Origin of the sequence: Sediminicola sp. YIK13 (assembly GCF_001430825.1) — a bacterium.
Taxonomy (GTDB): domain Bacteria; phylum Bacteroidota; class Bacteroidia; order Flavobacteriales; family Flavobacteriaceae; genus Sediminicola.
This window is the reverse complement of the sequence record NZ_CP010535.1, coordinates 2,501,515-2,519,453: the sequence shown is the minus strand read 5'-3', so window position 1 is coordinate 2,519,453 and position 17,939 is coordinate 2,501,515. Positions and strand designations below refer to the sequence as shown.

Annotated in this window: 18 protein-coding genes; 8 read left to right on the top strand and 10 right to left on the bottom strand. The window is 39.5% G+C overall.

From position 1 onward, the window contains the following. Positions 1 to 102 precede the first annotated feature (102 nt). Genes SB49_RS11245 through nadD form a run of 7 tightly spaced genes read left to right on the top strand, consistent with a single transcriptional unit; the run spans position 103 to position 5,192 of the window. On the top strand, positions 103 to 1,155 hold the full coding sequence (locus tag SB49_RS11245; RefSeq protein WP_062056633.1) for a sugar phosphate isomerase/epimerase family protein: 1,053 nt from the start codon (positions 103 to 105) through the stop codon (positions 1,153 to 1,155). Positions 1,156 to 1,169: 14 nt separating this feature from the next. Then, positions 1,170 to 1,928, top strand: a complete 759-nt coding sequence (locus SB49_RS11240; protein ID WP_062056632.1) for a 3-keto-disaccharide hydrolase — start codon at positions 1,170 to 1,172, stop codon at positions 1,926 to 1,928. A gap of 1 nt (position 1,929) precedes the next feature. Then, positions 1,930 to 2,745 (top strand): 3-keto-disaccharide hydrolase, encoded by an 816-nt coding sequence (locus SB49_RS11235; protein WP_062056630.1) that lies wholly within the window; start codon positions 1,930 to 1,932, stop codon positions 2,743 to 2,745. After that, positions 2,745 to 3,098, top strand: coding sequence for an SdpI family protein (locus tag SB49_RS11230; RefSeq protein WP_062056627.1), 354 nt, complete (start codon positions 2,745 to 2,747; stop codon positions 3,096 to 3,098). Before SB49_RS11235 ends, SB49_RS11230 begins: the two co-directional genes overlap by 1 nt. A 45-nt stretch (positions 3,099 to 3,143) precedes the next feature. Then, a complete protein-coding gene (locus SB49_RS11225; RefSeq protein ID WP_062056625.1) occupies positions 3,144 to 4,001 on the top strand; it encodes a YicC/YloC family endoribonuclease in 858 nt (285 codons plus the stop codon). Then, positions 4,001 to 4,585, top strand: coding sequence for a guanylate kinase (gmk, locus tag SB49_RS11220; RefSeq protein ID WP_062056623.1), 585 nt, complete (start codon positions 4,001 to 4,003; stop codon positions 4,583 to 4,585). The genes SB49_RS11225 and gmk overlap by 1 nt, the downstream gene beginning before the upstream one ends. 22 nt (positions 4,586 to 4,607) lie before the next feature. Then, a complete protein-coding gene (nadD, locus tag SB49_RS11215) occupies positions 4,608 to 5,192 on the top strand; it encodes a nicotinate (nicotinamide) nucleotide adenylyltransferase (RefSeq protein ID WP_062056621.1) in 585 nt (194 codons plus the stop codon). Here nadD and SB49_RS11210 read toward each other — a convergent pair. Further along, positions 5,183 to 5,689, bottom strand: a complete 507-nt coding sequence (locus SB49_RS11210) for a nicotinate-nucleotide adenylyltransferase (RefSeq protein WP_062056619.1) — start codon at positions 5,687 to 5,689, stop codon at positions 5,183 to 5,185. The two genes, nadD and SB49_RS11210, sit on opposite strands and share 10 nt — an antisense overlap. A gap of 82 nt (positions 5,690 to 5,771) precedes the next feature. Beyond that, positions 5,772 to 6,482 (bottom strand): DUF6503 family protein, encoded by a 711-nt coding sequence (locus SB49_RS11205; protein WP_062056617.1) that lies wholly within the window; start codon positions 6,480 to 6,482, stop codon positions 5,772 to 5,774. 183 nt (positions 6,483 to 6,665) lie between these two features. Between SB49_RS11205 and SB49_RS11200 the strand changes: the two genes are divergently transcribed. After that, entirely contained in the window at positions 6,666 to 9,164 is a 2,499-nt protein-coding gene (locus tag SB49_RS11200) for a zinc-dependent metalloprotease (RefSeq protein ID WP_062056615.1), read from the top strand. A gap of 72 nt (positions 9,165 to 9,236) precedes the next feature. Here SB49_RS11200 and SB49_RS11195 read toward each other — a convergent pair whose 3' ends face one another. From SB49_RS11195 to SB49_RS11160, 8 genes are all read right to left on the bottom strand, one after another. Continuing rightward, complete coding sequence (locus tag SB49_RS11195; protein WP_062056613.1) at positions 9,237 to 9,743, bottom strand: nicotinate-nucleotide adenylyltransferase; 507 nt, start codon at positions 9,741 to 9,743, stop codon at positions 9,237 to 9,239. A gap of 198 nt (positions 9,744 to 9,941) precedes the next feature. Continuing rightward, the gene (locus SB49_RS11190; RefSeq protein WP_062056611.1) at positions 9,942 to 12,212 is read right to left on the bottom strand and encodes an inorganic phosphate transporter; all 2,271 of its coding nucleotides are present in this window, start codon (positions 12,210 to 12,212) and stop codon (positions 9,942 to 9,944) included. Between the two features lie 127 nt (positions 12,213 to 12,339). Then, positions 12,340 to 13,002, bottom strand: a complete 663-nt coding sequence (gene phoU / locus SB49_RS11185; RefSeq protein ID WP_062056609.1) for a phosphate signaling complex protein PhoU — start codon at positions 13,000 to 13,002, stop codon at positions 12,340 to 12,342. An 11-nt stretch (positions 13,003 to 13,013) separates the two neighbouring features. Beyond that, positions 13,014 to 13,805: a phosphate ABC transporter ATP-binding protein PstB gene (gene pstB / locus SB49_RS11180; protein ID WP_062059133.1), complete on the bottom strand. Its 792-nt coding sequence runs from the start codon at positions 13,803 to 13,805 to the stop codon at positions 13,014 to 13,016. Between the two features lie 26 nt (positions 13,806 to 13,831). Further along, on the bottom strand, positions 13,832 to 14,686 hold the full coding sequence (pstA, locus tag SB49_RS11175) for a phosphate ABC transporter permease PstA (protein ID WP_062056607.1): 855 nt from the start codon (positions 14,684 to 14,686) through the stop codon (positions 13,832 to 13,834). Further along, positions 14,679 to 15,557, bottom strand: coding sequence for a phosphate ABC transporter permease subunit PstC (gene pstC, locus SB49_RS11170; protein WP_062056605.1), 879 nt, complete (start codon positions 15,555 to 15,557; stop codon positions 14,679 to 14,681). The genes pstA and pstC overlap by 8 nt, the downstream gene beginning before the upstream one ends. A gap of 70 nt (positions 15,558 to 15,627) precedes the next feature. Beyond that, a complete protein-coding gene (locus SB49_RS11165; RefSeq protein ID WP_062056603.1) occupies positions 15,628 to 16,572 on the bottom strand; it encodes a PstS family phosphate ABC transporter substrate-binding protein in 945 nt (314 codons plus the stop codon). 111 nt (positions 16,573 to 16,683) lie between these two features. Beyond that, positions 16,684 to 17,889 carry a porin gene (locus tag SB49_RS11160; protein ID WP_062056601.1) on the bottom strand — a complete coding sequence of 402 codons (1,206 nt, stop codon included), beginning with the start codon at positions 17,887 to 17,889 and terminating at the stop codon, positions 16,684 to 16,686. Between the last annotated feature and the right edge of the window lie 50 nt (positions 17,890 to 17,939).

Genomic DNA, 17,939 nt, shown 5'->3' with positions numbered 1-17,939 from the left:
AATTATAAAGGAGGATGATTTCAACTCTAAATATAGGCTTTAATTCTCAAAATTTCCGAGGTGGGGTAAAATAGGGATGGTAACACACATTAGATCATAAAAATGAAGACAATTAAAGGACCGGCAGTTTTTCTTGCCCAGTTTGTAGATAGCAAAGCCCCATTCAATACATTGGATGGAATGTGTAAGTGGGCAGCGGATTTGGGCTATAAAGGAATTCAAATCCCTACTTGGGAGCACTTTTTGATAGATTTGGACAAGGCGGCCGAAAGCCAGACCTATTGTGATGAATTAAAGGGAAAAATAAATTCCTATGGGTTGGAAATAACTGAGTTGTCCACCCATTTACAGGGGCAGCTAGTAGCTGTTAATCCTGCGTACGACCTCATGTTTGATAATTTTGCACCCGAAAAGGTAAAGAATAATCCTAAAGCAAGAACTGAATGGGCCGTCGATACCGTTAAAAAAGCGGCGACTGCCAGCCGAAGATTGGGCCTTAATGCCCACGCTACATTTTCAGGTGCCCTATTGTGGCATACCATGCACCCTTGGCCACAAAGACCGGCCGGACTAGTGGAAATGGGTTTTGAGGAGCTTGCAAAAAGATGGTTGCCCATCTTAAATCATTTTGATAAGGAAGGGGTAGATGTATGTTATGAAATACATCCTGGGGAAGACTTGCACGATGGAGATACCTTTGAGCGTTTTCTCGCAGCCACAGGAAATCATAAAAGAGTGAACATCCTATATGATCCAAGTCATTTTGTCTTACAACAATTAGATTATATCGCTTATATAGATCATTACCATGAATTCATAAAATCTTTTCATGTTAAGGATTCCGAATTTAATCCAACAGGCAAGAAAGGTGCCTTTGGAGGCTACAACGATTGGGGCGATAGGGCCGGTAGATACCGCTCCTTGGGCGATGGTCAAATTGATTTCAAAACAATATTCTCCAAATTAACCCAATATGGATGTGATGTTTGGGCGGTAATGGAATGGGAATGTTGTATCAAAAGCCCGGAACAAGGGGCTAGAGAAGGCGCGAAATTTATACAGGACCACATTATTGAGGCTACTGAGAAAACTTTTGATGATTTTGCCGGGGCAGAAATAGATAAGGGGACGCTCAAAAAAATACTTGGAATCTAACTAAAACTTATACCATGAAGCAACTACTTTTTATTGGCCTAACGGCCTTAATGATATTTGGCTGCAAAGAGAAAGCCAAAGAATCAAATGAAGAAATGAACACAGCTACTATGGCAGATACACAAATGGAAGCCAATGACCAAGATGAATGGATGGTACTTTTTGACGGCTCTTCTTTTGAAGGTTGGCATGGCTATCTGAAAGAGGATATGCCCCAGGAATGGAAATTGGAGGAAGGTGCCATGGTATTTTATCCACCAAAAGACCGACCTAAAGGAGCGAGTTACAATCTGGTTACCGATAAGGAATTCACCGATTTTGTGCTCTCAGTAGATTGGAAAATATCAGAAGGCGGGAATAGTGGCATTTTCTGGGGGGTTAAAGAAGATCCCAGCTTGCCTGAAGCTTATCAATCCGGACCAGAGATACAGGTATTGGACAATGAGAGACACCCTGATGCTAAAGCAGGAACTACACATCAAGCAGGAGCCCTATATGATATGGTGGCGCCCAATCACGAAATGGCGAAACCTGCTGGGGAGTGGAATACCTGTGTGTTGACCGTAAACCATAAAACCAATGAAGGACGTGTGGACCTCAATGGGATGACAGTAGTCACTTTTCCGGTGAATGATCCTGAATGGAGCGCCATGGTCGCTAAATCCAAATTTGCGGATTGGGAACATTTTGGAAAATACAAAACTGGAAAAATTGGATTACAGGATCATGGGGACATGGTTTCCTATAAGAATATAAAAATCAAACAACTTTAAAATGAAATATATACTCACAGCAGTTTTGGCACTAGCCCTATTTTCTTGCAAGGAAAAAGTAGAAGTGGCCCCATTGGAAGAAACGGACAATTCGCCCCAGGAAATAATATATGAGGAGTATACTGGTGTAGAACCCACAAAACCAGAGGAGACTGAAATTTATGAACCTGTGCCCCCTACGGTTCAGCCTTTTGCGCAGAACGGAGCTCCCAGTGATGCCCTAATCCTATTTGATGGAAGTAATTTGGACCAATGGATTAGTGCGAAGGACAGTACTGCCGCTCCATGGATTTTGAACAAAGACGGCAGCATGACCGTAAAGGATAAAGCAGGCGATATACAGACGAAGCAGAACTTTGGGAGTGTGCAATTACATGTTGAATGGAAATCACCCTCAGAAGTGCAAAGGGAAGGTCAAAATAGGGCCAACAGTGGCGTTTTCCTTCAAGGGATATACGAAGTTCAAATATTGGACAACAACGATAATGACACCTACGTCAATGGCCAGGTAGGTTCTATCTACAAACAACACGTACCTTTGGCGAAAGCTTCGGTTCCTTCAGGGGAGTGGAACTCGTATGATATTATATATCACGAACCGGTTTTTAATGAAGAGGGAAAGAAAATACGATCGGGCACCATTACGGTCCTGCACAATGGTATTTTAATACAAGATCACGTAGAAATAAAAGGAACAACCCCTTACATAGGTTGGCCTAAGAACGAGGCTCACGGAAAGGGACCTATAAAGCTACAAGATCACGGAGATAACAGCAGGGTTAGTTATAGAAATATTTGGGTTAGAGAATTAAACTAATGCTCTGGGAGTATTTAATAGCTATTTGCATCACTCCAATGTTGCTGGTGGCCTTTGGGTATTATTGGCAGTTGCGACCTCCCAAGAAAATAAATTGGTTTTACGGGTATCGTACCAGGCGGAGCATGGCCAACCAACAGATTTGGGATTTTGCCAATAAGGTAGGTGCAGAAATGCTCATAAGGGTTGGAATCGTTACACTGGCAATAAGCATCTTATGTTATTTCCTGTTACCGGAATCTGCAGGAATTGTCATCTCTTTCTTTATTTTCATAATCGGAATTGGAGTAGGGATGTATTGGTGTGAAACCAAAATCAATAGGTATTTTGATAAAAATGGTAACCCAAAATAGAAAAACTGAATTTTAATTACCTTTGCCAAAATTTAAAATCATTTTATGATCCAATCCATGACAGGGTTTGGGAAGTACGTAGTTCAACTTCCTTCAAAGAAAATTACCATTGAAATAAAATCATTGAACAGTAAAAGTCTCGATTTAAATGCCCGTATCCCATCAGCCTACAGGGAGAAGGAATTGGATTTGAGAAAAATAATTGCCAGTTCTTTGGAAAGAGGGAAGGTAGATTTTGGGCTGTATATGGAGTCTACAGGGGATGAAACATCTTCTGTTATCAATGAAGTGGTTGTAAAAAGCTATATGAAACAGCTTAGGGCAATTGCAGAAGGTGACGATGTTAAATTATTGGAAATGGCGGTACGCCTACCCGATGCTTTGAAGACCGAGAGGGATAATATAGACGAAATGGAGTACGAAGCCATTTTGGAAGCCCTTAAAAATGCGTTGAAAGAGATCAATATCTTTAGATCAGAGGAAGGCCATGTTTTAGAAAAGGATTTCTTGGAAAGAATTGCCACCCTGAACCGTTTATTGGATGAGGTTAAGGCTATGGACACAGACCGGCTTTCTATGGTGAGAGAACGCTTGGAAAAGGCTGTGGCTGATCTTAAAACTGATTTGGATTCAAACAGATTTGAACAGGAATTGATCTATTATCTGGAGAAATACGATATTACCGAAGAGAAGGTACGCTTGGCCAATCACCTGGATTATTTCGCAACAGCACTTAAATCTGATGATTCCAATGGTAAAAAACTAGGCTTTATTAGTCAGGAAATTGGCAGGGAAATAAACACAATAGGCTCTAAGGCCAATTATGCCCCAATGCAACAACTCGTGGTACAAATGAAGGATGAGTTGGAAAAAATTAAAGAGCAAATGTTAAACGTACTGTAATGGAGGGAGGAAAACTCATCATTTTTTCGGCACCGTCGGGAAGTGGAAAAACTACAATTACCAAATATCTTTTAGAGCAACCAGAATTAAATTTGGCCTTTTCTGTTTCAGCTACCTCAAGACCACGTAGAGGAAAGGAAAAGCATGGGGAACATTATTATTTCATGTCCAAATCTGAGTTTAAAAACCATATTAAAAATGATGATTTTTTAGAATGGGAAGAAGTTTACCGAGATAATTTTTACGGCACCCTTAAAAGTGAAGTAGAAAGATTATGGGCCTTGGGGAAAAACGTCATCTTCGATATTGATGTTGTAGGCGGACTTAGAATAAAGAAAAAATATCCAGAAAATACATTGGCGGTATTTGTAAAGCCACCGAGTGTTGACGAACTAAAAATAAGACTTAAAAAGCGCAGTACAGAAAGTGATGATAAGATCAACATGCGTATAGCCAAAGCTTCAGTTGAACTCGCTACCGCCCCACAATTTGACAAGATCATCAAGAATTACGAATTGGAAATTGCGCTAAAAGAAGCCTATCAGCTTGTTGCTGATTTTGTTGGGGTAAAACAAGAAAAGTAAGGGCATAGACTAATTATTACAAATGAAAAAGGTAGGTCTTTATTTTGGTACGTTTAATCCAATTCATATTGGCCACTTGGTGATTGCCAACCACATGGCAGAATTTTCTGATCTAGATGAAGTCTGGTTGGTGATTACCCCCCATAGCCCTTTCAAGAAAAAGAAGACCTTATTGGATAACAATCATAGGTACGAAATGGTCTATGAGGCCACCAAAGATTATCCAAAATTACGCCCAAGTAAGATAGAATTTGAACTTCCCCAGCCAAACTACACGGTAAATACGTTGATTCATTTGGTCGAAAAGCACGGAACAGATTATGAGTTTTCATTAATGATGGGTGAAGACAATCTTAAGGGATTGCATAAATGGAAAAACTTCGAGGCCATCTTGGAACATCATCAAATTTATGTATATCCTAGAATTTCCGAAGGGGAAACAGACCATAGTTTTAAGGGTCACCCCAAAATTATACATATCGACGCACCCATTATGGAAATTTCATCCACTTTCATTCGAAAACAGCATAAAGCAGGTAAAAATATCAGACCCCTATTGCCTGAAAATGTTTGGAAGTATTTGGACGAGATGAACTTTTATAGATAGTTGCCTTTTTCGTCCAATTTAACCTTTAGGGTCTTTTTTCTTTTCTGTAATTTAATTTTAAAAGTTCTATTTACCCCTTTCTGATGGTTATAGTCTATTAGGTAAACGTCGTCAACAATTTTCCAACCGGGATATTTTTTTTCAAGGGATTGCAATACCACTTCTGGAAGATCCAGATTTTTAAACCTTTCAATAGTCCTTAGAATTTTGCCTTCTTCGTCATATACAGCTACAATCTTACCCTCGGGAATGTAAAAGGAAACGGTGTAAAACGGATATTCATCTTCAAAAATATCATCTTTTTTTATCTTATAACTTGCAACTTTGCGCTCTAGTAATTTAACAGGGGTAGGTGTCATTTTAGAATCAATACTGCTTAGATATTTATAGTTGACAGCGGTTACAACGACCTCCGATAATTCTTCGGTTTTAGGATCTTGGGCCCATAAATTGGTATTCAGGATAAGAACAAAAAGAAGGGCGACTGCTATTTTCATGTGCATTTTTTAGTGTTTAAAAGTAGCTTTATACCGTAACAAAAGCTATGAGCAATGTCATTTTTAAGACAGGTTAGTTCCCTTATTCTTTAGATAGTATATCTGTTCCAAGGTAGCCATTGTCCTTGTTATAGTACCAGGCCCTTGTTTTTGGCATCTTAATGTTATTTATTGTTTCTTCCCCTGATAAAAGGATGTATTCGCCATCATTTTTAGATTCATCATGAAAAAATTGGTAGATCTCCATGGCATAGGTTAATGGGTCAAAATAGAAATACCAGGAATCCCCTCCCACATCTTCTGAATAGTTAACTTTCAGAACCAAGTACTCTTTGTTTTTAAATTTTCTGCGATTTACCTTGGGGTCTATGATTGTTCCAGGATCTTTTAATTTCATGGGTAGCCCATAGAGGTAGGTGTAATAATTTTTCATCATCAGGGCTCTATCACAATTGAGATTAAATGTTTTTTTTTGTGTCTCAGAAATTTCTTCAGCACCATTTAATCGTAATTTACAGTCTTTGCCTTTCAAGATGTATTCAAGTGAAACTTCTTCTTGGTTCACAGTTAAGCTAAATACTTGTTCTGGGAGGTTGATCTTTACCTTGCTCTTTCTTTCGCTTTTCTTAGGTGTTTCCATGGTCACCATAAACACCCAGTTAAATGTTGGCCAATTATTATTTGGATCATGATACGCAATTGCATTTTGTAACAGCTGATCACCAGTTAAACCTTGGGATTGGCCCAAGAAATGAATCGAAGAAATAAATACAATAAAAATTATTCTCAACATAGTATATGGTGTTTTAGAGATGTAAAAGATACCTATTTTTTACATTTGAACTATTTTTTTGGATGATGTGGCACACAATAAAAGCCTAAATATTTGACTTTATTTTGTTAATGTTCCTTAAAAAGTCGGGATTAGCTTCTGAATAGTTATATTTTAGGAGAAAGATAATATAATTACCCCCGCATGAAAAGATTAATACCGTTTCTACTATTGCCTTTGTTTCTTCTATCATTGACAGTAAAAGGCCAAAGACCATCAAAAAATGAAGATGCTGCAGTTCCCAAAAATTTCAATGATGCGACAAAATCAAAAGATAAAAATGGCATCAAAAACTATAGTGATGTCATAACTAAAGATGCAATTACGGATGCCGGCCTTTTTGCCGTGCATAAAATTAAGGAGGAGTATTTTTATGAAATACCCTTCGATAAATTAAAGAAGGAAATGTTATGGGTGAGTAGGATATCCCAACTTCCCCAAGGATTGGGAGGAGGTTACTTCAATGCCGGTTCTAAGACCAACGAACAAGTAGTACAATGGACGCGCTTCCAGGATAAAATACTACTCAAAGTCAAGTCCTATACAAATGTAGCCGATAGCACCAAAGCTATCCATAATTCAGTGGTGGTCAATAACTACGAGCCCACCCTTTTCGCTTTTGATATAAAAGCATTTAATACGGACTCTACTGCCGTTGTTATAAATGTGACTTCTTTGTTTAATACAGATGTGATGGCTATTAGCGGTCTTTCGGCAAGAATGCGAAAGGAGTACAAAGTAAAGAAATTGGAATCTTCCCTAAGTTTTATAAATGGGATCAAAAGTTTTCCCGAGAACATAGAGGTAAAGCAGGATCTCACTTACAGTGCCTCGGAACCACCATCCTTTTCTGATTTGGAATCCATTAGTCTTCAGATGAACCAGTCTATGATATTACTGCCCAAAGAACCTATGAGACCAAGAACCTTTGATCCAAGAGTGGGGTTCTTTTCCGTTAGTCAATATGATTATGGGAGCAAGGAATTGAAGGCGGACGAAAAAACCTACATCAGAAGGTGGCGCTTGGAGCCGAAAGATCCAGAGGCATATGCCAGGGGAGAATTGGTAGAGCCCGTTAAGCCTATAGTTTATTATTTGGATCCGGGAACGCCCGAAAACTTGCGGGAGTATATCAAACAAGGAATAGAGGAGTGGCAAAAACCCTTTGAAACAGCAGGTTTTAAAAACGCAATTTTGGCGAAGGACGCCCCTACTGCGGAGGAAGATCCAGAATTTAGTCCAGAGGATGTACGCTATTCTGTGGTAAGATATGTGGCCAGTACCACAAGAAATGCAACCGGTCCCAGTGTTTCTGATCCTAGAAGTGGAGAGATTATTGAAAGCGATATCATTTGGTACCATAATCATTTGAGGAGTTACAGAAATAGGTATTTGTTGGAAACAGGTGCGGCAAATCCCTCTGCAAGGACACTGAATACCCCGGAAGGCGAAATAGGGGAGATGATGCGTATGGTAATTGCACATGAAGTAGGACATGCACTAGGTTTTCCCCATAATATGGCTGCAAGCTATGCCTACCCTGTTGATTCTTTGCGAAATGGAGCATTTACCCAAGAAAACGGAATAGCGGCGAGTATTATGGATTATGCGCGATATAATTATGTGGCACAACCAGAGGATGAGAATATCAGGTTCATTCGTCAAATTGGCCCTTACGATCACTATGCCACCAATTGGGGTTATAGGGTAATTCCAAGTGCTACATCCAAAGAAATGGAAAAAGACACTTTGAATGAGTGGATTCGTAAACACGAAATGGATCCCAAATTCAAGTTTGGTAGACAATCCAGTAGATTTGATCCACAATCACAGACAGAAAGCATTGGAAATGATCCAATCAAAGCTGGGGATTACGGGCTGAAGAATTTACAGTACGTTGCACAGAACCTTAAAAGTTGGACCTCGGACCAGACCAATGATTACAGTGACTTGGAAGAACTATACGGCGAATTGTTGAGCGTTTATAGTAGGTACGTAGGGCATGTGGTCACCAATATTGGAGGTGTTTATGAAAATCTTAAAACTCCAGATCAGGAAGGGTATGTTTTTATGCATGTTTCACCAGAAGTACAGAAGTCATCCATGGTCTGGTTACAGTTGAATATATTTTCAACTCCATCTTGGCTCATAGATAAGAATATACTATTGAATATAGACCATGCGGGATATTTCGAGGGACTAAGAAAAGTGCAGGAAAGACATATTAACAATCTGCTAAGTTTTGATAGGATTGGGAGAATGATGGACGCAGAAACCACTGAGGTAAGTATGTACAGTGCTTTAGATATGTTAAAGGATCTCAGGACCGGGCTGTGGAGTGAAATGGGGAGAGGCTCCAATGTGGATATTTTCCGCAGAAACCTGCAACGCACGTATTTGGATAGGATGGCCTATTTGATGACAGATAAAGGACCGGAGAAAAGAAACAATCGCTCCGACTTTGAAAGTGCCTTTGTTTTTGACGTGAGCACTTCAGATGTTCATTCTTTGGTTAGGGGGGAGCTCAAAACGTTGAGAAGTAGGTTGCAGTCGGCAAAAAACGGATCGGTAAATACGATTACTAGGTATCATTACGAGGATGCTATCGCAAGAATAGATCAGCTATTGGAGCCTGGTAAATAATGGCAAGAAGTAGAAAATAACTAAAGCCCGGCTTACAATGCCGGGCCATATCCTATTTAAATCTTGTGCTTTTTAAAGAAAAGTTCCTGTTTCATCAATTTTCACCCTCATTCGTTCGTCACCATTCTTTAATTTCAATTTGTAGGTTTTTTTGGCTCCTTTATCATCACTATAGCTCACTAAATATACATCGGATTCAACTATCCAATTAGGAAACCTTTCCATAACGGCTTTATTTACTGTTTCGGGAAGTTTCACATTTTTGAACTTCTCAATGGTCCTAGTGATCTGGCCGTCTGCATTGTAAACTGCAACTATTTTCCCGTCTGGAATAAAAAAGGAAACGGTATAATAATCATATTCATCACTATACAATTCAGATTCCTTGATGTTATAGGCCGCGGCCTGACGTTCCAGCATTTTTACCGGAAGGGCTTCCTCCTCATTGGTAGTGGCATTTAGGTATTTATAATTCACTGCTGTAACCACCACCTCTGATAATTCTTCAGTCTTTACAATTTGAGAAAACCCTTGGCTGGTGAGACCAAAAACAAATAAACCCAATAATATATTTTTCATAATAAGTGTTTTAATAGATTATAGTTAAACTTAATTCCATCTCAAAAATATCTTAAAGGGATATGTTTTACTATGACCTGAGTCAGTTACAAAAACGTAACTGTTTTAGACCAAATTAAAGTGATGTGCTCCAAGAATAAAAAAGGTCTAGTGAAACGGGGTTTCACTAGACCTTTAATAAAAACTAAATTAATTCTATTACTTGGTATCCAACTTGGCGGGTATCACAGAACTGTCGTGCTCCTTATAATACAACTCCAATAAGTTGGTGGTAGCTGCAATAATATCTTTTGTTTCCAATAGCAACGTAAAGTATAAAGTGGTGTTTTTAGGACTGGATTCCTCAGTACGCGTCCTCTCCACTTGCTTTTCAATCTTTTGGGACACCATATCCAGTAATTCTTGTTTGCTTGATAGGATCTCTCCTATTTGCTCAAAAGAACGAGAATCAAAAACTTCCTTGGTTGCACTAAAAAGTTCATCGATTTTAATGTCTATTTCTTTAAGCTCCTTTATCTGATTATACTTTAATTTCTTATGGTTATTATGGATATGCTTGTGGCTAATTTTGGTCAAGTATTCCAAGGATTGGGCTAAATCCTGCAAATAACCCAAAATGTTGATATAGAAATTACTTGCTCCGACACTGGCCTCGTCAAGGTTTTTAATGAAGTAAAAGATATGATCCCTTAATTCATCAACTTCGGCAGACAGCTTATTCACCCCTTTTTTGTTCTTTTTGAGGAGCTCAAGGTCTTGTTTTGCAAGTCCGTTGATCGTATTGGTGTAAATTTTGTTCCCTCTTTTAACGACGTTGGCAATATTATTGGCACTTTCCTCAATAACGCCTTGTATAGAACTACTTTCTGCTTTTCTGAGACTATCCTCCGCCTTTATCTCCTTAGATTTTTGGCTATGGGAAATATAGTTCCGTACCAATAGGAAGATGGCGATCAACAGAAGGATAGCTACCATGGAAGGTACGTGGATATTGATAAGGTAAACAATTACGGCTGCAGATATAAATGCGATAAAGGCGGTAAAGAACCATCCTCCTATAACATTCAAAACCCCAGCTACTCTATATACCGCGCTTTCTGCCCCCCAGGCCCTATCGGCCAAGGAAGAACCCATGGCTACCATAAAGGTAACATAGGTGGTTGATAATGGTAATTTGTAGGATGTGGCGATGGAGATCAATACCCCGGCAACCATTAGGTTCACAGCGGCACGGACCATATCAAATGCGGGCATTTCGTAAGTTTTGTCCTTGGAAAGGGCAATGACCGGTTTTTCAAAATTTGCGTCTATCCTTTTTTGCACAGTTTTGGGCAAGAGGGAATTTGAAAATTGAGAAGCCAACATAGCGGCCCTAACAATTCCCCTTGAAAGAAAGTTGGGCTGAAAACGTTCCTTGGACTCCCCTTCCCGTGAGAGGTTGATTTCGGTTTGGGTCACATAACGAGCTTTTTTGGAAAACCAAAGTGTCAAGACCATGACCATACCTGCCCCAAAGAGCAAGAAGGTAGGCGTAGGAACCTTTTCCGCAAGAACATCCATACTAAACTCGGTAGCGGGAATACCCGAGGCTTGCCAAGCTTCAAAAGACTGCCATGCGGCAATAGGGACCCCAATGAAATTCACTAGGTCATTCCCTGCAAATGCGAGGGCGAGGGCAAACGTACCTACGATTATGATTAGTTTATAAACATCAAACTTTAGAATGATAGTGATCAAATAAGAGACCACGGTCCAAAGAACAAGGCTTCCCAATATGATAAGTATGGTATTGTTCTTAATAAATGCGAGCAGATCCTCGCTCACAAAAGTGGCTCCTTTTAGGCCTTTTATCAGTATAAAATAGGTAATGGCAGTTAAAGCGATACCCCCAAAAAGGGCAACGGTCCACTTCGCTTTCTTTCTAAAATCGAAAGAGAGTAATAATCTGGAGAAATACTGCACTATGGCACCTATAGAAAAGGCTATGACTACCGATAAGAGTATCCCTACGATAATTTCAGTAGCTTTAGAGGTGTTGATATGGGTATATACATCTACATAATTACCTGTATCGGCGGCTACTTTAATAAAGGCCATGGCAACCGCAGCACCTAAAAGCTCAAATACAATGGAAACGGTCGTGGAGGTGGGCATCCCCACGGTGTTAAAGAAATCCAGCAAGAGAATATCGGTGATCATCACGGCCATGAAGATGATCATGATCTCACTGAACATAAATTCACTTGGATTAAAAATTCCCTTTCTCGCAACTTCCATCATCCCGCTAGAGAAAATGGCTCCAATAGCTATTCCCAAACTGGCAACGATCATGATGGTCCTAAAGGAAATGGCTTTTGATCCTATGGCAGAATTTAAGAAATTCACCGCATCATTACTGACACCAACTACCAAATCGGCCACGGCCAGAAAGGCAAGGGCAATAATCATTAGCAAGTAAATATTATCCATAATTAATGTGTTATAAGCGAACCTTGCAAACCTACTTAAAACTTAACAATGTATAATATTAAAATATTAATTTTTTACCCAAAATCCCTAGTCCAATGGAGGTTGGAGTAGGGATAGAGTTAAATATTTATTTTTTTCTTTTGTGTTTTAGGACCTCGGCATCGATGTAAAAAATTACTTCTTCGGCAATATTTTTCATCAAATCACCCACGCGTTCCAGTTTTTTGACTACTGAGAATAAGATCAGGGACTGTCTGATCACCTTGCTGTCCTTCCTGATCTCTTCCTCAATAATAGAAAAGGACTCCCTATTGATCTGATCCAAGATCTTATCTTTTTTAAAGACTTTTCTGGCCGCTTTTACATCTTTCTCCTCGTATGCCGTGGTAATATGCTCAAACATAGTGGAGATGGTGGCGTACATTTTTTCAAATTCTAATTTTTCAAAAAGATGGGGCTCAATGGGTTCGTCCAGATCCACCACGTACTTGGAGATACTATAGGCGTGATCAGCAATTCTTTCCAAATCAAAATTGATTTTTCTCACGGCCATAATAAACCGCAAGTCAATGGCCACCGGATTGTAGAGAGCTAAGAATTTTTCACAATCCTCTTCAATTTTTAGATCCAGGGCATTCACCCTGTTCTCCGTATTAATGACCTCTTCCGCCAAATCACTATCGTGCTCCCTAAAAGCCACCTTGGCTTTTTCAAGTTGACTTTTGCACAGCGTTAGCATTTTGGAGCCCGACTGGTTTATGATTTCCCTTTGGTAAATAGCATTTGCCATATTACTATGTTTTATCCGAACCTACCGGTAATGTAGTTTTCGGTTTGTTGTTTTTCTGGGTTAGTAAAGATGTTTTTAGTCTTATTGTACTCAATAAGTTCACCAAGATAGAAAAAAGCAGTATAATCACTGATCCTACCGGCTTGTTGCATGTTATGGGTTACGATGATAATCGTGTATTTTTCCTTTAACTGAAAAATAAGTTCCTCGATTTTTGCCGTGGAAATTGGATCAAGGGCAGAAGTGGGCTCATCCATTAAAATGATGGATGGCTCTACTGCCAAAGTTCGCGCAATGCATAGCCTTTGTTGCTGTCCACCGGAAAGAGCGAGACCGGATTTTTTTAAATCATCCTTTACCTCTTCCCAAAGTCCAACTTGCTGCAAGGAGGAAACAACGCGCTCTTGTATAAATTTCTTATCTGTGATGCCCTGTATCCTTAAACCATAGGCTACATTGTCGAAAATAGATTTTGGAAAGGGGTTTGGTTTTTGGAAAACCATTCCTACTTCCTTACGCAGTTCCTCAACATTTACATTTTTCTTGTAGATGTTGTTGCCGTTGATCTTTATTTTTCCTTCCATACTGAAGCCATCCACATAATCGTTCATTCTGTTGAACAAACGCAAAAAGGTAGATTTACCGCAGCCAGATGGACCTATGAATGCAGTTACAGTATTTGGCTTGATGGTCATATCAATGCCTTTTATAGCATTGAAATCATCATACCAAACTTTTATTTTCTTGGCTTCAATCTTAGGTATCTTTTTTAAAGATGGGTCTATAACGCTATCTAATACCATATTCTCTTTTATAGGATTTTCCATACTTATTTCCATTTCTTCTGCCATTTGTTTCTAAAGTACACCGCAATACCATTCATGATAAAAGTGATGCCCAATAATATAATGATAGCCGCAGCGGCGTTTTCTATAAACCCGGATTGAGGTCGAGATATCCAATTGAATATTTGAATCGGCATCACAGAAAACTCATCCATCGGACTACTGGGTGCGAAGGGTACATATGCCAGGGCCCCAACCACGATGAGTGGCGCTGTTTCCCCAACTGCTCTGGATAGTGCTAAGATAACCCCCGTGAGGATGCCCCCGCCTGAAGCTGGTAAAATTTGGTGCCAAATAGTTTGCCATTTAGACGCTCCCAAAGCATAAGAAGCATCTTTAATGGATTTTGGGACCGCTTTAATTGCTTCTCTGGTGGCCACAATTACAATGGGAAGGATCAGTAGGGACAGTGTTAAACTTCCTGCTAGTACACTGGCGCCAAGGTTCATGATGCGCACAAAGACCTCTAGGCCCAGAAGACCGTATATTATGGAAGGTACACCCGCCAGGTTGGATATATTGATCTCCAAAAGACCTGCCAACTTATTGTTTTTGGCATATTCTTCCAAATATATACCAGCAGCCACCCCAATTGGAAAGGCTATTATGGTAGTTAAAACTAAAATCCAAATACTTCCCATAAGGGCTGTGTAGATACCAGAATTCTCTGCCTTTCTGGAAGGAAGGTCTGTGATGAAGCCCCAATCGATCCTACGGATTCCATCGATAAGAATATCCCCGATGAAAACGGCCAACAAGACCAGACCAATAATGGTGCAAAAAATACCCCAATATTTGAAAGCTTGGTCTTTCCACCTGTTTTTCTGAATATTATTCATATTTCTCCTGGTATTTTTTTCTAATTCTATAACTCAATGTATTTAACAAAAATGTAAATACAAACAGAGTGATTCCTGCGGCAAAGATGGTTCTGTATTCCAAGGAACCATGTTGCACATCTCCCAAACTGACCTGAACAATATAGGCGGTAATAGTTTCCACAGGAACTGTCGGGTCTAAGGTCAATCGAGGTTGCTGACCTGCGGCAATGGCAACAATCATTGTTTCCCCAATCGCCCTGGAAATGGCCAAGATTATAGAAACGATTATACCCGAGGATGCCGCGGGCACAATTACCTTAAATGCCGTTTGTAGTTTGGTGGCCCCCATGCCGTATGATGCCTCCCTCAAGGAAGCCGGTACTGCGTGTAACGCATCCTCACTAATGGAGGAGATATAGGGTATAATCATTATTCCCATTACAATTCCCGCAGAAAGGGAATTGAAGCCTGCAAGATTGGGGATAAATTCCTGTAAAAAAGGAGTCACCACAATTAAGGCAAAAAAACCGTAAACCACAGTTGGTATCGAAGCCAAAAGTTCTAATAAGGGCTTTACAGTTTTCCTGAAATTCCTTGGGGCGTATTCGCTTAGGTAGATACTTATAGTAAGCCCAATGGGCAAAGCCACCGCAATGGCAATAAAAGATGTTAACAAGGTTCCCGAGAGAAGAGGAAGAATTCCAAAGTGTTTTTCCGTAAACAAAGGGGTCCATTGTGTATCCGTGAAAAAATCAAAGAGAGACACCTCGCTAAAGAATTGCACTGCTTCAATGGAAAGAACCAAAATGATACCTATGGTAACGGCAATCGTAATCAAGGCGCTTGTTAAAAGCGATTTCTCAATTATAAGTTCTTTAATCTTACGCATGTATGATGATTTTACATAGTAAAAATCAGGCACCTAAAAGCGCCTGATTTTTTGAAACCAAAGTATTGATTTATTGATTGCTTTCCACAAAAGCTTTAAAGCTTTCTTTTTGCTTTGCATAGAGATCTGCAGGCAATGGAATATATCCCACATCTGTAGCCAGTTCACCGGCATTTTCTAAATAGAAGTTCACGAATTCAACCACTTCTGGAGATTTAACCGAAGTACTGTTTACATAAATAAATAACGGTCTTGATAATGGGCTATAGGTACCATTCTTTACGGTTTCTAAAGAAGGTTTTACCACCTCTGTACCATTATTAACCCCAATCAGTGTTAGCTTATCCTTATTTTCAGCATAATAGGCCAATCCAAAAAATCCTAAAGAGAATTTATCTCCTGCGATTCCCTGAACCAAAACATGGTCATCTTCACTGGCCGTAAAGTCACCTCTACTGGAACCACTCTTCCCAACAACTGCTTCTGTGAAATAATCATAGGTACCAGAGGCAACACCAGGTCCGTATAAATGTATCTCTTCATTAGGCCATTCTGGACGAATCTGACTCCATTTCATTATGGTTCCCTGTGCTGCGGGCTCCCATATTTTCTTTAATTCTTCAACAGTAAAGCTATCTACCCAAGTGTTCTCTGGATGAACTAAAACAGCCAGGCCGTCATAGGCCACTTCCAACTCAATGTAGTTAATGTTGTTTTCTTCACAAATTGCTTTTTCTTGGTCTTTGATTGGACGTGAAGCATTGGAAATATTGGTTTCTCCCCTTGAAAATTTATTGAAACCACCACCCGTTCCTGAAACACCAATGGTAACCTTTACATCTGGTTGTTCACTTCTGAATTCTTCAGCAACAGCTTCTGTGATAGGAAACACGGTGCTGGAACCATCTACTTTAATTGTTCCAGATAAGGATGCGGTTCCATCATTTTTTTCCTTTTTTTCACCGCAGGCAGCCAATACTAAGGCCAAGGATACTAAGCATACAAGTTTTTTCATTTGAAATATACTTTTAAAAGTTGCTAAATTTATTAATTAATAAAATATGAAAGGTTAATTCAATGTAAAGAATTAATTTGGTCAAATCCCTGAAAGTCAATATTCTGGGTTCTAAAAGTGAACATCCATTTGTAAGCGGTACATTACTTCATCTGTTCCACCGTCCACATTCAAATAACTAATATCAGTTTGCACTTTTAATTTATGACCGAGGATATATCTGGACAATCCTAAGGTGTACTGGTCTTCAGGAGATCTTCCAGTTATATTTTCATCTAGTGTAATATTTGTGTAACGCCCAGATACTTCCCAGTCATTTTTAAGTAGATATCCCATTTGCAAGTTAAGACCGTCACCTACCTGCACTATGTCGCCGGTTAGAGTACCGTCCGAATTTTTTGCCAATGGATCGTTTGCATCCCTATATGCATATTCCCCCATAAATGAAAATCCGTTGTATTTGAACATGGCATCAACAAACAAAGTATTAATAGTGGTCTCGTAGAAACCGGTGCCATTGTCAATTTCCATGTAGGAACCTAGATTACTTCTGTTTCTAACAGCATCATGGTTGATATCATAGGTAGCAGCTAGCATCAATTTTGGACTAGTTTCCCTTTCTAAATCAGCTCCAGTATAATCCCCTTTAAATTCTCCGAAAGGCAATAATTCCAAACGTGAGGTATACTGATAGCCTCCTAAATTGTCTCCCGTTACATTTCTTCCTTCACCTTGAGAGATAGCAAATTTTTCACGCATCACAACATTACCAAATAGGTTTGTTTTGTGTCTTAATTGGATCCCCATATCACGGTCTATGTTAAAGCGGCTGTTCACAAGGGAACGATCTACCATTTGGAGGTTTCCAGATGATACAACCCGCTCAACGTTACCGGGAAGTTTGGTCTGCCCTACCCAAAGTTCAAAATTCTCGTAAAAGTTCCACATCACTACTGCATCCAATATATATCTCGGTGAGTTGCTTGTGAATTCAGATGCCCCAGAAATATCCCTATTGGATAATCCCAACTCTAATTTGTACTCTAACTTGGGAGAGTATACAAAACCATCAAATTTTAAACGGGCCCTACGCACCAAATAATTGGATTCAGGATTGATCAATCCACCGCCTTCTTCCTTTTGCCATGAGGCAACTCCTAATAATTGCATTCTAGTTGCAATTTTCATGGTAAAGGTGCTGTCTTTCCCTACTAAGTTGAATAGACCTTTTCCAAAAGCAGGTGCTTCTGTTACCTGTGAGAAACTTGATGTAAGTGCCAACAAGAATAAGCTTGTTGTAAGAATTCTTAATTTCATTGTTATTAGTTTTTGTCGCCGCAAAGAACCAATACCAATGTTAAGTTAAC

Bases quoted from the DNA above. Each gene is read 5' to 3' on its own strand.
- SB49_RS11245 (WP_062056633.1), top strand. From the start codon at position 103: ATGAAGACAATTAAAGGACCGGCAGTTTTTCTTGCCCAGTTTGTAGAT.
- SB49_RS11240 (WP_062056632.1), top strand. From the start codon at position 1,170: ATGAAGCAACTACTTTTTATTGGCCTAACGGCCTTAATGATATTTGGC.
- SB49_RS11235 (WP_062056630.1), top strand. From the start codon at position 1,930: ATGAAATATATACTCACAGCAGTTTTGGCACTAGCCCTATTTTCTTGC.
- SB49_RS11230 (WP_062056627.1), top strand. From the start codon at position 2,745: ATGCTCTGGGAGTATTTAATAGCTATTTGCATCACTCCAATGTTGCTG.
- SB49_RS11225 (WP_062056625.1), top strand. From the start codon at position 3,144: ATGATCCAATCCATGACAGGGTTTGGGAAGTACGTAGTTCAACTTCCT.
- gmk (WP_062056623.1), top strand. From the start codon at position 4,001: ATGGAGGGAGGAAAACTCATCATTTTTTCGGCACCGTCGGGAAGTGGA.
- nadD (WP_062056621.1), top strand. From the start codon at position 4,608: ATGAAAAAGGTAGGTCTTTATTTTGGTACGTTTAATCCAATTCATATT.
- SB49_RS11210 (WP_062056619.1), bottom strand. From the start codon at position 5,689: ATGAAAATAGCAGTCGCCCTTCTTTTTGTTCTTATCCTGAATACCAAT.
- SB49_RS11205 (WP_062056617.1), bottom strand. From the start codon at position 6,482: ATGTTGAGAATAATTTTTATTGTATTTATTTCTTCGATTCATTTCTTG.
- SB49_RS11200 (WP_062056615.1), top strand. From the start codon at position 6,666: ATGAAAAGATTAATACCGTTTCTACTATTGCCTTTGTTTCTTCTATCA.
- SB49_RS11195 (WP_062056613.1), bottom strand. From the start codon at position 9,743: ATGAAAAATATATTATTGGGTTTATTTGTTTTTGGTCTCACCAGCCAA.
- SB49_RS11190 (WP_062056611.1), bottom strand. From the start codon at position 12,212: ATGGATAATATTTACTTGCTAATGATTATTGCCCTTGCCTTTCTGGCC.
- phoU (WP_062056609.1), bottom strand. From the start codon at position 13,002: ATGGCAAATGCTATTTACCAAAGGGAAATCATAAACCAGTCGGGCTCC.
- pstB (WP_062059133.1), bottom strand. From the start codon at position 13,805: ATGGTATTAGATAGCGTTATAGACCCATCTTTAAAAAAGATACCTAAG.
- pstA (WP_062056607.1), bottom strand. From the start codon at position 14,686: ATGAATAATATTCAGAAAAACAGGTGGAAAGACCAAGCTTTCAAATAT.
- pstC (WP_062056605.1), bottom strand. From the start codon at position 15,557: ATGCGTAAGATTAAAGAACTTATAATTGAGAAATCGCTTTTAACAAGC.
- SB49_RS11165 (WP_062056603.1), bottom strand. From the start codon at position 16,572: ATGAAAAAACTTGTATGCTTAGTATCCTTGGCCTTAGTATTGGCTGCC.
- SB49_RS11160 (WP_062056601.1), bottom strand. From the start codon at position 17,889: ATGAAATTAAGAATTCTTACAACAAGCTTATTCTTGTTGGCACTTACA.